The sequence below is a fragment of the Lysinibacillus mangiferihumi genome, from assembly GCF_003049665.1.
GTDB classification, from domain to species: Bacteria; Bacillota; Bacilli; order Bacillales_A; family Planococcaceae; genus Lysinibacillus; species Lysinibacillus mangiferihumi.
The window spans coordinates 21,315-35,751 of record NZ_PYWM01000013.1; the positions used below are offsets into that span (position 1 = coordinate 21,315).

Sequence of the window (14,437 nt, forward strand, 5' to 3'; positions counted from 1 at the left end):
ATTAAAATCAACCGATTGTGCGATTGATTAAATATTCCCAACTTTCCCGCAGTTTAACGAAGTCAACTTCTTGTGCATTCTTGCCATAAATCTTTTGCTCGTATACGGCCGTTAACTTTTGCATCTCTTCTGTCTCTAACGATGCATCTACCCGTTCAGCAAACGCTCGTAATGTTTCGTCATGTTTTCGTTTTAAACCAATGCGCCCTAACTGTTTCGTTAATGCTTGATAGGAAGCATCAAAACTTGACCAATCTGCTTCTTTTTTGCGATAGACACGCACCTGCATTTTAGGAATCCATGTTTTTCGTTGTACAAATAAAGCCACACCAATAATAATGAGTAAAGCCATTAGCGTGAACCAAACATATTTTAACGATTTCACCCAAGCCCATACACGGTCTAAGCTAAAAGCTGAATTGTTAGCTGTTTGCTCTGTTGGTTGCTCTTTCTTTTGCTGTTGCGCTGGTTTTTCTTCTGGTTGTAGTACTTCTTCTTGCTGAGGTTGATTTCGCTGTAAATCATAATCAATATTCACTGTACCAGAAAAGCCAATTGTCGGTTCAAACTCTATCCACCCTGTGCCTGGAACATATGCCTCTACCCAAGAGTGGGCATTGTCATTCGTCACTTTATATTCACGCAGACCATTTGATAACGCCCCTGCATTACCTGGTGCAAAGCCTTTCACCCAGCGAGCGGGAATGCCGATAGAACGGAGCATAACAACCATGGATGTAGAAAAGTTATCACAGTAGCCTACTTTTGTATCGAATAAAAATTGATCTACATAATCTTGTTTTTCAGCAGGAATAGCTGCTGCTTTTTTATCGTATCTATAGTTTCCTGTTGAAAAATAGCCTTCCACTGCCTTTATTTTTTCATATACAGAGGCTTTATCACGCGTTACATCAAGCGTTAAATCTTGTACACGCTGTGGAAGTGTGTCAGGTAATTGTAAAAAACGATTATAAGAAGGATCTAATGTTTCTAGCATAGCTGGTTCAGACATTTGAAGCTGTTGCAAACTATAGTTTGGCTCACTATAAGTTATCGTATAATTTGACAGTAATTTATTACTACCATTATCCGTCGTCACCAATTCGCCACTCGGTTGTTTTGTTACTATTTTTTCGGTTTGTCCATCTTGAATATACAAGGTAGGGTCCTCTGCCGAAACGGATAACATGCCATATGTTTGAATTAAAAATGGCATAGGGACAGCCATGTCCATTTGAATTTGCCGTTCATTTTCTCGTGGCCCGACCTGCAAGGATGTATAAATCGGGGTATCATTTTCAAAAACAGCTTCCCCCATATACTCACCTGATAACACCCAGCCTTTCGATGTATAGGTATCTTTAGTATCGATACGCCAATAATGGCGATCACGTGAGGTTGCCGTAAAAATTAATGTATTATCTCCTTTATACGGTCCACCTAACCTACTGTCATCATCACTATAGCCAACTGTTCTTTGCCCATCTCCTACACCATCTTGCCCTGTAACGCTTTTGATAAACGGTACTGGATCAGCCCATGTAGGTCCTGCTTTTGGTAAATAGAATGCCACCATACTGACAAGTGCCACCGAAATAAGCATTGGTAAAACAATTTTCCACTTTCTAAGCATATCACTCGGTGCATCGAGCTGAAGTCTTAAACGTTTAATAAAAAGTACACCCGTCATAATTAGACCAAGCACAATTACTTTAATAATAGCGAGCTTTCCATTATATTCGCTAAACGTATCAAGTGTCGCGATGAAAAATACGGTTAATACGAAGAAGTAGAAAATATTATGATGCACTGTAATCCAGTGGTGAATTAAATAGATTAACATCCAAATCAACGCTAAAAACAATACTGTTCTAAATGCATCTGATACTTGTCCAAAATTCCCTGAAAAAATGTTCACCATGTTCCACGTCACTTCATTCACTACAAACGGAATGGTATGTCCTGAAAAAAACGGATTCTCGCTATAAACAAATATAACAAACCATGTAATATAACCTAACTTTATAAGCCCGGACAATAACGGTCGAACTTTAAATAAAGAAAGCACTAGTGCTAAGCCAATAAAAACTAGAAACAACTGACTTAAACCTGTATTTGTTAATTGCATAACTGGTGTTAGCCACTCACGTAATATAAAGAAAATAATGACGTACGCGAAAGCTAGCTCAATAAAATTTTCTAGTGATTTTTTCACGGCTTCATCACCTCCGTGAACAAGTGGTAATAATCTGTTGGGTTTACATGTACGACTTGAATATGTTTATAACGCTTTGTTACATCAGAACGTGCCTGTGTCTCTTGAGATACTACAAAACAAATACAACTTTTCACCGTATTACCTAAAGTATGTAGTAATTCATCTGATATATCACTCGTAACATATAGAAGCGTTGCCACACGCTGAAGGACTTGGGTATCACGCAATTGATATTTTGCATTTTCAACAGGTTTGACACAAGCTAAATGATGCATCACTCGATCTAATTGCTTTTCACCTTGGATGGAAGAAAACACTTTTGTTTTTACGCCTGTTGAAACAAAGGAAATATCCCCACGCCCTCGTACAATGGCATTAAGCATTGAAGCGACTAACTCCACCTTCTCTTCAAATAACGGAGAAGAACCTACATCGAGCATTAACATCAATTCCTGTGATTGACGATCTTCAAATTCCTTTGACTGAAGTGTTTGTGTTTTTGCAAATGACTTCCAATGAATCCACGAAAAGCGGTCACCTGGTACATATTCGCGTAAACCTATAGCCATTGATGTGTCCTTCACAATGGAATAAGGGGTCATCATGGACCCAACATCTAATTTTGTTTGTAATGTAGCATATTTCATATCATGCACTCTCGGATAAACTAGAACTGTTTGTTCTTTTTCTACCAAAATGCGCTTCTTTGCCCATCCGAAAAAATCATGGAAGATGATATGCGCACCTAAATAACGATGCTCACCACGCGACAAGCTTTCAAGTGTGTAACGCCAAGTAAACGTTTTTTTAAAACCTACAAATTTTATGGCGTCTTTCTCTTGCACCTTTGACTGCACTAGCATCTCGCTACCAACAAGTTCTTCCATCAGCATATACGCAAATGGAAAACGCGTTTTTCTTTCTACACTTATTGTTACTTGAACTGATTGTCCGCTTTCTACATGAGAAGGTTCAATTTTACGCTCTACACTGTATATTTCCTCCCTCACAAGTTGGAATATAAAAGCGTACAACAAAAATGGACTTACCGTAAAAAAGACAAACCAGCTGACAAATCCACCTTGAAACATAGCGTAACAAAACGTAATAAGTATCAGAAAGCTCACTAATAGAAAATGTTTACTTTTTTCAAAAAGGGCTCGCCATTTCTTCATTGCTCTGCTAACCTCTTCGTCGGCACAGGCGTTTTTGCAATAATACGTTCAATAATTTCTTCTGCTGTTACATCATCATAACGCGCATCTGGCTTGAGCACTAATCGGTGGCTAAAGACATAGGGCGCTAAATATTGAACATCGTCTGGTATTACATAGCTTCGCCCTTTCATAAATGCATATGCCTGAGACGCCTTCATCAAAGCAATTGTCGCACGAGGACTAACCCCTAAATACACGTAGTTATTCTCTCTTGTTTGAGAAGCCAGTTCAACCATATAGTTTTTAACGGAGTCCTCCACATAAACGCCTTGCACAAGTTGCTGTAATTCAATTAATTGTGCCACCGACAGCACAGCATCAATTTTTTCAATAGACTTGCCATTTTCAGCACGACGCAGTATTTCTACTTCTTGCCCTCTCGTTGGATAGCCCATTTTTATTTTTAGTAAAAAGCGATCAAGCTGTGCCTCTGGTAATGGATAGGTACCCTCATGTTCGATAGGATTTTGCGTCGCCATAACAAAAAATGGCTGATTAATCATAAGTGTATTGCCATCAATTGTGACAGACGCCTCCTCCATCGCTTCAAGTAAGGCCGATTGTGTTTTCGGTGACGTTCTATTAATTTCATCAGCCAAAACTACATCGCCCATAATCGGCCCTGGACGAAATTCAAATTCCATTGTTTTTGGGTTATAAATAGAAACACCTACAACATCGGAGGGCAGTAAATCGGGAGTAAATTGAATACGTTTGAATTGGGCATCGAAAGATTTAGCAAGCGCACGTACCATCATAGTCTTACCAACTCCTGGCACATCCTCAAGTAATACGTGCCCCCTTGCAAGCAAGGCTACAATGCTAAGTTCCGCTACCTCTCTCTTTCCTATCATTACTTTCTCTATATTTTCTAATACCATTTGGATTTGTAAATTCATAAAACTAAAACCCTCCCATTTTCGCTAACCAATTATTTGAATTGCACGATAATTTAGTTCAAGCATATCGAAAACTGTTTCGTAACACAATTAATGTGCCATTATCCAGTTAAAATGATAAATTAACAAACATGTTATTGCCTCTATAAAAAGAGGTTTGTTTGATGTTTCTTATCAAACAAACCTACCTAATAGTATAACGTTTCATTTACATAAATGTTACAGATTTAATTTTTTTAACCATAAACTCTCTAATGTTGAAACATTTTCATTCCTCAATATTGCATTTAAGTCTCCTGAAAGTAATATATTTCCTTCATGTAACACTAACACATCGTCTGCTACTTCCTCTACAAATCCTAGTAAATGTGTAGAAAATATCACTGTATTGCCCATTTCCTTTTGTTCAAGCATCATTTTTTTCAACTCTGCAATCCAAAATGGGTCAAGTCCATTCGTTGGTTCATCTAAAATCAGGAGCGACCCCGCACCTAGTAAACTTTGGGCAAGATTTAACCGTTGCCGCATTCCCTTCGAAAACTGTTGAACCCTTTGCTTTCTAACGTCCCACAAGCCAACGCGTTTCAATACTTGCTCTTGCTCTTTTTTAGCTATTCTTTTCAAAGAGGACAGTAATTGCAATACTTCTGCTGCCGTTAACATTGAGGGAAAATCTACATCATCTGGCATATAACGAATCGCTTGACTGTCCTGCCATTTTAGCTCCCCTGACATCGGTTTCTCCTGTCCAGTTAACAGGCGAATAAGCGTACTTTTCCCTGCTCCATTGCCACCTGCTAACGCTAAAATACGCCCTTTCTGCACAGTAAAGGATACGTCTTTAAGTCCCCTATTATTTTTATAGACATTTGATAGATGATTCGCCTCTAGTAACACTACCGCTTCTCCCCCTTCTTTAGTCTCCTTGCAGTAAAGGCAAGCGGTAAAGCTACCCACAAACATGTTACCAATCCATATACCACATAGCCCAATGGTGATGCATAAAATGCTGTCACATTATAAAAAGATGGACCAAGTACGCTGGCCTGTTTTGTAAATATAAAGTAACCAAAGCGCAACCATTCTACAGGATTAATATGCATAACAATAATCGTTAGCTTTTGTAAAATATGCCCTGCAACTACTGTGCCAATTGCCATTAAGGCATACGACAGAAGCAATAAGAAAAATGACCATAAAACTAACGACAGCGATAGCGCAAATAATCTCGTTTTCGCTACCGCCCCAATAGCTAACGCTAAGGAAGTAAAAATAGCAATGCATAATAATGTCAGACTTATAAAAATAAACGGCAAACGTACGCCACCAAGTAATCCACCAAGTGCTAAAACAACACCAAACGCTACCATCACGATTAATAAAAAGGCAATAACAGTAGCTAAATACTTTCCAAAAATATATTGTTTACGCGTCATCGGATAGGTTTTTAATAAAGAAAACCACCCTGTTTCTATATCACCAGCAATGCTCATACTGCCAATTGTCAAAATAAATAGAGGCAATAAAAACAAAAGGACATTTAAAAACGAAGCTGTTTGACGAGTAAAACCTTCTACATCAGGCAGTGCCATTTGCTGGATAACAATAATCGATGTAAAAACAAAAGTGAAGAGTAAGCCAACTAATTGCATCCACCGACTGCGCAACATTTGTTTCAATTCAAGTTTGATGAGCATGCTGTACATCACTGATGAATCCCCCAATTAAAATCGCTTAAATCCTCATAAGTAAGCACTTGTCCCTTACCTTCAGTAGTCATCCAAGATTGCGCAGCTTCTTGCGTTTCGAAAGCAAGTACACCATAATTCATCGGCGTCCAATAATCTTTGTTGTAGACAAACGTCGCCTTCGAAACATCAATCCATTTATTCTCTTTTGCATCCTTAATGAAAGCAGCTCCAACCTCTTCGTCTCCATTTGCCGCAATGTACTCAATTAAACACCCAATATCATCAAACATTTCATAGTCACCATTTTTCAAGGCAATTTGTCCGGCATACTCGTTATGCACAATTGACATGTTACAAACTTTACAAACATCGGTTTCATTGACAATGTCACGTGGTTTAAACGTTTTTTCACTACACCCTACAGCCAGTAAACAACTAACGCAAATTATTAGTATCCACTTTTTCATTCCATCAAACCTCTTTTCCATAGCCATACGCTACTTAAAATAAAAAATAGACCTAGCAAAAACTGTGCTATATCCATATCTACTTTTTTTACACTTTGGTCTTTCATCAGTTTCGGCGTTTCATCAACAAGCACCGTCCTCGCGCTTTTATTGATTTGCTGATCGAGGGAAGTTAGTAAAACAACGCTTGGTGACGCTACAAAATATTGATACACTGGCTGTTGGACCATCCATTGTCCAAAGCTAGATACAGCGACATATGGAACATCGCCAGTACCGTTATTTTTTAAATCCGTTCCAACATAATCATCATAATAATTACTGGATAACCGATAGCCTTGTTGATCCGAACGAGCGGTTAATATATTGCCAGTAAACTGATTATTCTCTACAACTGTTTGGTCATCTACCTTTGTTCCTTCAATGGCCGTTTGATTCATTTGAAAATGATTATGCATAATTTGCACCTCTGCACTTTTCTGTAATGCAATGGCCGTTCGATTGTTCTTCATCGTATTAAAAGCAAGGTCTGCACGCTGCACATCATATAGCAATGCTCCGCTGCCATTCATATCGTTATGATGGATGACTACATTGTCCTTAATCGTAATACCGCTAGTCATCATCACCATCAATCCTGTTACATTGCTCGCATACGTATTGTTTAGAGCCTTGGCATTTTCAGTATACATAAAATGCGTACCATAACGGCTATTCTCTACCGTATTGCGTTGCACAACAATGCCGTCAACCTCTTCTACGTAAATACCATCTTGCACATGTTTAATATTACTATCTTCAACCACTATCTTCTCGCTTTGATAAATAGCAATACCATTACCTTTTTTTGAATAATGCGCCTGTGTGCCAACTATTTCAACATGTTGGATGTGTACATTTTCGCCGTGTTGAATATGCACAGCACTATGCACGTCGTTAATTTTCAATTGTCGTAGCGCAAGACCTTCCACCTCACTAGCAACAATTCCCTTTTTTCCCGATAGCGTCATATTGTCAATCATTACTGCGTCTGCACCTTCAATACGAATTGCTGGTTTTTCCCCAACGGCTGCAATCTCTGTGCCTTTTTCTCCACGCAATGTAATGTTTTTTGTCACGATCAAATTTCCTTTATAATAACCTGCTGGAATGTTGATGACGGCCCCAGGTTCCGCTCTGTCGATTGCCTCCTGTATATCAAATTTTGCATAGGCAGTCGAACTTATACATAGCAAAAACAATAAGACACATCCTATTTTTTTCACCTTTAGTACCTCCAAGTTCAGTAAGAAAAGACTAGAGGAAATTCCCCTAGCCCTTTGTGTATTAATGATTATGGTCATCACTTTCGTGATTCATCTCTTCCATATTCATTTTATCTGATTCTCCATTAGCTTCCTTTTCAGCGTTTTCTTGCATTTTCTTTTTACGGCGCTCTAATGCATCGTCTTTAATTTTTTGTAATTCTTCTACATGCGCTGTTGGATTTTCAGCTAAATACTTATCTGCATCAGCTTTGTTAATGAAATAGATATATCCCCAGTTCATTGGTGATTTTAAATCTGTTTTCACGATTGTGACATCTTCGACCTTCGCCCAATCTTTTGTATTATAATCACGTACAAACTTATCATTTTTCTCGTTATTCGCAACCTCTGCATTGACTAAACAGCCAATGTCATCATAAAACGCAATTGTACCATCTGCTTTAATCGCTTGAGCAGAAAATACACCCATTTCATGGTCTTTCATATAAACCTTCATATTACACATTTCGCAAACTGTATCTTCTTGTGGTTCTTGTAATCGTGAATCTACTAAAGAAGCAACTTGCACTGATTCATCTTTCACTTCAGACTCTTTCGATGCAACTTCTGAATTCGTTTTTTCTTCCTTCACTTCTGCCTTTTCAGTACCACACGCTGTCAATATTAGTAACGTAGCTAGTACTGGTAACCATAATTTTTTCACTATTGCTCCCCCAATTCTTTTCTGTTACTACCTAGTATTTTACAGATAAGTTGTGAAATAAGATGAAAATCTCTGTGAAGATTCGGAAAAATCTATTTGACTACTTTGCAAACGTCTTGAAGTCAAAGTATTCTCTTACAAACTAAAACGATTAAAAAAGCGAGGACAAAAGAGAAAAAGTGTTAGATTGACTGCCATCAATCTAACACTTTTTTGCTATTCCGTTGTTGTCCGCTACGGCGGTGCTTTCCGCTCAGCACAGTAAGGCCGCAACCCTCGCTAACGCGCGGTCTGTTGCGTCTTACATTATGTGCTGTTCCCGCTGGAGTCACCGCCTTCGCTACCAACAACTAGTGAACACTTCTAATTTTTTATTTTTGCAAAAGCAAGAGTGGCTAAGGTCTCCATATAGCAGAAAATTATGAACAGCTTTCGTCTGTTTCTTAAATTTTTTTAGTTATGTCCTAGCCTCTTGTCGTTGTTGTCCGCTACGGGCGGGTCTTTGATTCACTGACTTTTACTGGCGATTGGTTGTGCGTTCTTTAGTAGAGTCGCCACAATCAACAACCCATGTTCTCGAACTTGATTTTGCTATATAGAGGTACGGTAACTATTGTGGCGCTTCTTTAGCTTACTTAGACGGCTCAGTTTTCCAGCTGTTTCATTTAGTTCATTGTGAATTTGAACAGTGCCTCCGCTTTCCGCAAAAATAGGTTCTAGTTGATTATGACGTTGTTGCTGCATCGGCCTCTTATTACTTGATTGCTTTTTATCTTTATTTTTTTGCAAACTTTTTTTAAATTGTTGCTGTGTATGGTGGCTAAAGTTATGACTAATATCACCAGCATGTAAATACTGTTGTTCATTACGAAAAGTGCTACCTGTCGTCGCATTTACTCTAGAAGTCCTCATAATTAGTTACCCTCCTTTTCATTTTACTTACTTTATAGGTATTTATATCGACATTATATGCAAAAAATTAAGCAAACAGAACCAAATATATAAAAAAAGAATAGAATTATTCAAAAAGTATCTATCACTTTTGAACAACTCTATTCTCATAAGCATTACTTCCAAAAATCATCAAAAATTGTAATTGGCATATGGCGTTTATGTTGAGAGCGTAAATAATGTTGCTCTAATCGTTCACGAGCATCGTCAGGAATTTGCTTCCCTTCTAAATAATCATCAATTTGCTCATAAGTTACTCCAAGCGCCACTTCATCTGGCAAAGATGGACGATGTTCTTCCAAGTCAGCAGTCGGAACTTTTAAATACAGATGCGCTGGACAACCAAGTGCCGCTAATAATTGTTTCCCCTGACGCTTATTCAGACGAAAAATAGGCATTAAATCAGCTCCGCCGTCACCATATTTTGTAAAGAAACCTGTAATTGCCTCCGCAGCGTGGTCTGTTCCTAACACAACAGCACTATTCATAGCAGCGATAGAAAATTGTACTTTCATGCGCTCCCGTGCTTTTTCATTACCTTTTACAAAATCACTAAGCACAACTCCAGCATCGGCTAGAGCACGAACACTTGCATCAACCGCTTCCTTAATATTGACCGTGTAGGTAGTCGTAGGCTGAATAAAATCAATAGCGTCCTGACAGTCTTGTTCATCCTTTTGAATACCATATGGTAAACGCACTGCCCAAAATGAATACTTCTGCTCGCCTGCTTCCTCATTTAACTCATTCACTGCTAGTTGAGCTAATTTACCAGTTAAAGTAGAGTCTTGACCACCTGATATACCAAGTACAAACCCTTTTACAAAGCTATATTTTTGTGCATATGCCTTCAAAAAATCAATGGATTTACGAATTTCTTCCTGTGCATCAATTGTTGGCAAAACTTTTAATTCGGTAATAATTTGCTGTTGTAATGCCATAACATCTTCCACTCCTTAGTCTTTTACAATTCGATCGACCATTTCTCGTACTTCTTCAATATTTCGCATTTTATTATCCCAGCATTTTTGGCTTAAATCGACTGGATATTCCTCTGGATTCATGGCACGTTTATATTCATCCCACAGCAGTTCTAAATTGTCAGCTGCATAATTACGCATCTCTTCCAACGTTGGATTGTCATAAATTACGTCCCCTTTATTAATCACATGCTGATGCAAGTTTTTCGCCTCGAAATTCGTGACAAATTTTGATACGAATGTATGCACAGGGTGGAACATCTTTATTCGCTCTTCAGATTGGGGGTCTTCATCATGCATCGTAATGTAATCACCCTCTGCTTTACCGTTTTTACGGTCAATAATACGATAAACACTTTTCAAACCAGGAGTTGAAACTTTTTCAGCATTAGCAGAAATTTTAATCGTGTCCTCTAACTGACCTTCATCATTTTCAATAGCGACCATTTTATAAACAGCCCCTAATGCTGGCTGATCGTAAGCTGTAATTAATTTTGTACCAATTCCCCACATATCTACGCGGGCACCTTGAGCTTTCAAGTTTAAAATCGTATATTCATCTAAATCATTGGAGACAACAATTTTGGCATCATGGAAGCCTGCTTCATCTAACATACGACGTGCTTCTTTTGACAAGAAAGCAATATCCCCACTATCTAAACGAATACCAATGAAATTAATTTTATCACCAAGCTCTTTTGCCACTTTTATCGCATTCGGCACCCCAGATTTCAGCGTATTATAGGTGTCCACTAAAAATACGCAGTTGCGATGACGTTTCGCATAGGCGTGGAATGCATCATAATCATTTTTATAAGCCTGTACAAGTGCATGAGCATGAGTACCAGCTACCGGAATGTTAAATAGTTTTCCTGCACGCACATTACTAGTTGAAGCAAACCCTCCTATAAATGCTGCACGAGTTCCCCAAATAGCCGCATCCATTTCTTGCGCTCGACGTGTACCAAACTCCATTGCCATTTCATCTTTAACGATTTGCTTAATACGACTCGCTTTAGTGGCAATTAGTGTTTGGTAATTGACAATATTCAATAGAGCCGTCTCGATTAGTTGTGCTTCAACTAAAGGTGCCTCAATACGTACAATTGGCTCATTGGCAAAAACGAGCTCCCCTTCCACCATTGAATACATATCGCCTGTAAAGCGAATATTTTTTAAATAGTCAATGAAGTCTTCTTTATATCCAACCTCTTCACGTAAATACGCGATATCTGACTCACTAAAGCGAAAATCTCGCAAATACTCAAGCATGCGTTCCAGTCCAGCAAATACGGCAAAGCCATTTCCAAATGGTAATTTTCTAAAATATAATTCAAAAATCGCTTTTCTATTATGTATGCCATCAGCCCAATAAGACTCTGCCATATTAATTTGATACAGGTCCGTGTGTAGCGCTAAGCTATCGTCAGCATAGTTCGATCTCATAGGAATCCCTTCTTCCACTTTCATAATTAGTCCTAGTATACACTATATACCCAAAATCTTGCGTTATACACTTTTCTGTTCCCATGTTATGTTTCCTAACATATATAGTCAGAAAATTTTGAACTGTTCACATTTTAGACACAAATTTTAGCACCGCTTTCATTCCTTTTATAAATAGCTTTTTAGTAAACTACTACGAAAGACGAAATATATCATGTAATATAACCTACCATCGTAATAAAAAAAACAATTGCGCCATGTATCTACTCGCTATAATATGTAAATTAAATTTACGCAAGGAGCTGTTGTGAGTGAAAAAAATAGAGGCCATTATTCGTCCGGAAGTTTTTGGGGCTGTACGAGACGGACTTGCAAAAGTAGGCATTGCAGGTTTAAGTATTTCTGAAATCGCTGGCTGCGGTCGTCAATTAGGTCATACAGGTTTGTTTCGAGGCAATGCCTATGAAATTGAGTTTTTACCAAAATTGAAATTAGAAATGATCATCGATGATGAAAAAGTTGATGCTATTGTGGAAGTTTTATTACGCGATGCTGCAACTGGTAAAGTTGGAGACGGGAAAATTTTCATTTATCCAGTAGAACAGGCAATTCGTATCCGTACTAAAGAAGTCGGATCAATTGCTGTAGAATAAGGGGGAGATAGTTATGGATGACGTACTATTATCTGTAAATTTAGTTTGGATTATGCTTGGGACAATTTTAGTATTCTTTATGCACGCAGGTTTTGCAATGGTCGAGGCAGGTTTTACTCGTTCTAAAAATGCAGTTAACATTATTATGAAAAATTTCTTAACCATATCGCTTGGTGGGATTGTTTATTTCCTATGTGGATATGCCATTATGTTTGGCGACACAGCAGGAGGCTTCTTCGGAACAAGTGGTTTCGCTTTAAACGGTGTAGATGACCTCTCCTTCTTTATTTTCCAAACAATGTTTGCTGCCACAGGTGCGACTATCTTATCGGGTGCAGTAGCAGAACGTACAAATATTTTTGCTTATATCGGTGTCATCATACTAATGACAATACTTGTTTATCCCGTAGTAGGTCATTGGGTGTGGAGCGGTCAAGGTTGGTTAACTGACCTCGGCTTTATCGATTTTGCTGGTTCTACTGTTGTCCATTTAACTGGTGCAGTAGCTGCGTTTATAGCAGCCATAATGGTTGGACCACGTCTAGGTAAATACGAAAACGGACGTGTTAACGTTATTACTGGTCATAGTATTCCTATAGGCGCATTAGGTGTGTTCTTACTTTGGTTCGGTTGGTTCGGCTTTAATGGTGCCTCTACGTTAGCAGCAGACCCTGCACTTGTTCCAAAAGTAATTGCCAATACATTTTTCGCAGCAGCAGCTGGCGTTGTTGCCACTGCATTCTATACTAAATTCCGCTACGGTCATATTGATGGCTCACTAACTCTCAACGGTGCATTAGCAGGTCTAGTAGGCATTACAGCTGGTGCCGCAAACGTCAGCATTGTTGGTTCACTTATTATTGGTTTAATCGCAGCACCATTATTAGTAGAAGGTGTCCGTTTTATTGAATGGAAGTTAAAAGTAGATGATCCTGTAGGTGCAATTGCTGTCCACGGTATTTGTGGTATTTGGGGTACACTTGCAGTTGGGCTATTTGATGTTGGTGGTCAAGGTCTGTTCTACGGTGGTGGCATTAGCTTACTAGGTATTCAAGCTATAGGTGTGATTGCTACAATTGCTTGGGTTAGCGTTACTGTCACAGCTGGCTTATATATCATTAAAGCATTTGTCCCTTTACGTGTATCAGCAGAAGAAGAAATTACAGGTCTAGATGTGATCGAACATGGTACACCTGCTTATGAATACCAAGAGATTTTTAAAAGCTCCGCTATACAAGGTGAAACATTTGCACAACGTTTAACTCACATCGGCAAAACACAAACAAACGTGACCGAAAAACATGTCTAAAAAATAGATACGTTATCCATTAAAGGCACTAGAAACTGTTAGCTATCCGTATCAATTTGCGCGGATTTCTAGCAGTTTCTTTTTTGTTATATTTATTCTATCTCTAACTCAAGTAAGAACTGTTTCATCGTTAACCCACTGCGAAAGCCTGTTAGCTTACCGTTCTTCCCAATTACACGGTGGCACGGAATAATCGCTAATATCGGGTTTGCACCGATTGCACTTCCAACAGCCCTCACAGCCTTTGGATTGCCTATTCGCTCTGCAATAGCAGCATATGTTGTGGTTGTTCCATAAGGAAGTTCTTTGAGTGCATCCCAGACGGCTAGTTGAAATGCTGTTCCTTTCACATGAATCGGTAAATTAAATTCAGTCAGCTCTCGATTAAAATAGGCTGTGAATTGCTTAACATAAGGCTTAAGCTTTTCACTGTTTTCTTCAAAACTGTAGCCTTTAAAGTGCTTTTGAGCCCACGTTTCCACCTCATCAAATGCGGTATTGGGTGTGCCAAGATAGACAAGCCCTTCATTCGCCGCAATCATATACATCTCGCCTTGTGCGAATGTTAGTGTATCTACATATAAAATAGTCATTAAAATTCTCCTTACACATGATGATTAGAAGTATACTGCAAA

The 14,437-nt window shown here is 38.6% G+C and carries 14 protein-coding genes; 2 read left to right on the forward strand and 12 right to left on the reverse strand.

Annotated features, from left to right (window positions below; genetic code table 11):
* Positions 1 to 7: 7 nt before the first annotated feature.
* From C9J37_RS13345 to C9J37_RS13395, 11 genes are all read right to left on the reverse strand, one after another.
* Positions 8 to 2,215, reverse strand: a complete 2,208-nt coding sequence (locus C9J37_RS13345; protein ID WP_107895724.1) for a transglutaminase TgpA family protein — start codon at positions 2,213 to 2,215, stop codon at positions 8 to 10.
* Positions 2,212 to 3,393 carry a DUF58 domain-containing protein gene (locus C9J37_RS13350; RefSeq protein ID WP_107895725.1) on the reverse strand — a complete coding sequence of 394 codons (1,182 nt, stop codon included), beginning with the start codon at positions 3,391 to 3,393 and terminating at the stop codon, positions 2,212 to 2,214. Before C9J37_RS13350 ends, C9J37_RS13345 begins: the two co-directional genes overlap by 4 nt.
* Positions 3,390 to 4,334 carry an AAA family ATPase gene (locus C9J37_RS13355; RefSeq protein WP_107895726.1) on the reverse strand — a complete coding sequence of 315 codons (945 nt, stop codon included), beginning with the start codon at positions 4,332 to 4,334 and terminating at the stop codon, positions 3,390 to 3,392. The genes C9J37_RS13350 and C9J37_RS13355 overlap by 4 nt, the downstream gene beginning before the upstream one ends.
* Before the next feature lie 219 nt (positions 4,335 to 4,553).
* On the reverse strand, positions 4,554 to 5,231 hold the full coding sequence (locus tag C9J37_RS13360) for an ABC transporter ATP-binding protein (protein WP_235617106.1): 678 nt from the start codon (positions 5,229 to 5,231) through the stop codon (positions 4,554 to 4,556).
* Positions 5,231 to 6,040, reverse strand: a complete 810-nt coding sequence (locus C9J37_RS13365) for an ABC transporter permease (RefSeq protein WP_227665474.1) — start codon at positions 6,038 to 6,040, stop codon at positions 5,231 to 5,233. Before C9J37_RS13365 ends, C9J37_RS13360 begins: the two co-directional genes overlap by 1 nt.
* On the reverse strand, positions 6,040 to 6,492 hold the full coding sequence (locus tag C9J37_RS13370; protein ID WP_107895728.1) for a nitrous oxide reductase accessory protein NosL: 453 nt from the start codon (positions 6,490 to 6,492) through the stop codon (positions 6,040 to 6,042). The genes C9J37_RS13365 and C9J37_RS13370 overlap by 1 nt, the downstream gene beginning before the upstream one ends.
* Positions 6,489 to 7,757 carry a right-handed parallel beta-helix repeat-containing protein gene (locus C9J37_RS13375; RefSeq protein ID WP_235617107.1) on the reverse strand — a complete coding sequence of 423 codons (1,269 nt, stop codon included), beginning with the start codon at positions 7,755 to 7,757 and terminating at the stop codon, positions 6,489 to 6,491. The genes C9J37_RS13370 and C9J37_RS13375 overlap by 4 nt, the downstream gene beginning before the upstream one ends.
* Before the next feature lie 61 nt (positions 7,758 to 7,818).
* Positions 7,819 to 8,463 carry a nitrous oxide reductase accessory protein NosL gene (locus C9J37_RS13380; RefSeq protein ID WP_107895730.1) on the reverse strand — a complete coding sequence of 215 codons (645 nt, stop codon included), beginning with the start codon at positions 8,461 to 8,463 and terminating at the stop codon, positions 7,819 to 7,821.
* A gap of 591 nt (positions 8,464 to 9,054) precedes the next feature.
* Complete coding sequence (locus tag C9J37_RS13385; RefSeq protein ID WP_107895731.1) at positions 9,055 to 9,375, reverse strand: NAD synthetase; 321 nt, start codon at positions 9,373 to 9,375, stop codon at positions 9,055 to 9,057.
* Positions 9,376 to 9,530: 155 nt separating this feature from the next.
* Positions 9,531 to 10,355 (reverse strand): NAD(+) synthase, encoded by an 825-nt coding sequence (gene nadE / locus C9J37_RS13390; RefSeq protein WP_107895732.1) that lies wholly within the window; start codon positions 10,353 to 10,355, stop codon positions 9,531 to 9,533.
* A 15-nt stretch (positions 10,356 to 10,370) separates the two neighbouring features.
* Positions 10,371 to 11,840 carry a nicotinate phosphoribosyltransferase gene (locus C9J37_RS13395; RefSeq protein ID WP_107895733.1) on the reverse strand — a complete coding sequence of 490 codons (1,470 nt, stop codon included), beginning with the start codon at positions 11,838 to 11,840 and terminating at the stop codon, positions 10,371 to 10,373.
* Positions 11,841 to 12,151: 311 nt separating this feature from the next.
* Here C9J37_RS13395 and C9J37_RS13400 point away from each other — a divergent pair, with 311 nt between their 5' ends.
* Together C9J37_RS13400 and C9J37_RS13405 are read left to right on the forward strand one after the other, a co-directional pair.
* A complete protein-coding gene (locus C9J37_RS13400; RefSeq protein ID WP_024363978.1) occupies positions 12,152 to 12,493 on the forward strand; it encodes a P-II family nitrogen regulator in 342 nt (113 codons plus the stop codon).
* 13 nt (positions 12,494 to 12,506) lie between these two features.
* A complete protein-coding gene (locus C9J37_RS13405; protein ID WP_024363977.1) occupies positions 12,507 to 13,802 on the forward strand; it encodes an ammonium transporter in 1,296 nt (431 codons plus the stop codon).
* Between the two features lie 92 nt (positions 13,803 to 13,894).
* Here C9J37_RS13405 and C9J37_RS13410 read toward each other — a convergent pair whose 3' ends face one another.
* Complete coding sequence (locus C9J37_RS13410; protein ID WP_107895734.1) at positions 13,895 to 14,395, reverse strand: methylated-DNA--[protein]-cysteine S-methyltransferase; 501 nt, start codon at positions 14,393 to 14,395, stop codon at positions 13,895 to 13,897.
* Positions 14,396 to 14,437: the final 42 nt, after the last annotated feature.

Coding starts and splice junctions, on each gene's coding strand:
- C9J37_RS13350 (WP_107895725.1), bottom strand. CDS start 3,393: ATGAAGAAATGGCGAGCCCTTTTTGAAAAAAGTAAACATTTTCTATTA.
- C9J37_RS13355 (WP_107895726.1), bottom strand. CDS start 4,334: ATGAATTTACAAATCCAAATGGTATTAGAAAATATAGAGAAAGTAATG.
- C9J37_RS13365 (WP_227665474.1), bottom strand. CDS start 6,040: ATGTACAGCATGCTCATCAAACTTGAATTGAAACAAATGTTGCGCAGT.
- C9J37_RS13370 (WP_107895728.1), bottom strand. CDS start 6,492: ATGAAAAAGTGGATACTAATAATTTGCGTTAGTTGTTTACTGGCTGTA.
- C9J37_RS13385 (WP_107895731.1), bottom strand. CDS start 9,375: ATGAGGACTTCTAGAGTAAATGCGACGACAGGTAGCACTTTTCGTAAT.
- nadE (WP_107895732.1), bottom strand. CDS start 10,355: ATGGCATTACAACAGCAAATTATTACCGAATTAAAAGTTTTGCCAACA.
- C9J37_RS13395 (WP_107895733.1), bottom strand. CDS start 11,840: ATGAGATCGAACTATGCTGACGATAGCTTAGCGCTACACACGGACCTG.
- C9J37_RS13405 (WP_024363977.1), top strand. CDS start 12,507: ATGGATGACGTACTATTATCTGTAAATTTAGTTTGGATTATGCTTGGG.
- C9J37_RS13410 (WP_107895734.1), bottom strand. CDS start 14,395: ATGACTATTTTATATGTAGATACACTAACATTCGCACAAGGCGAGATG.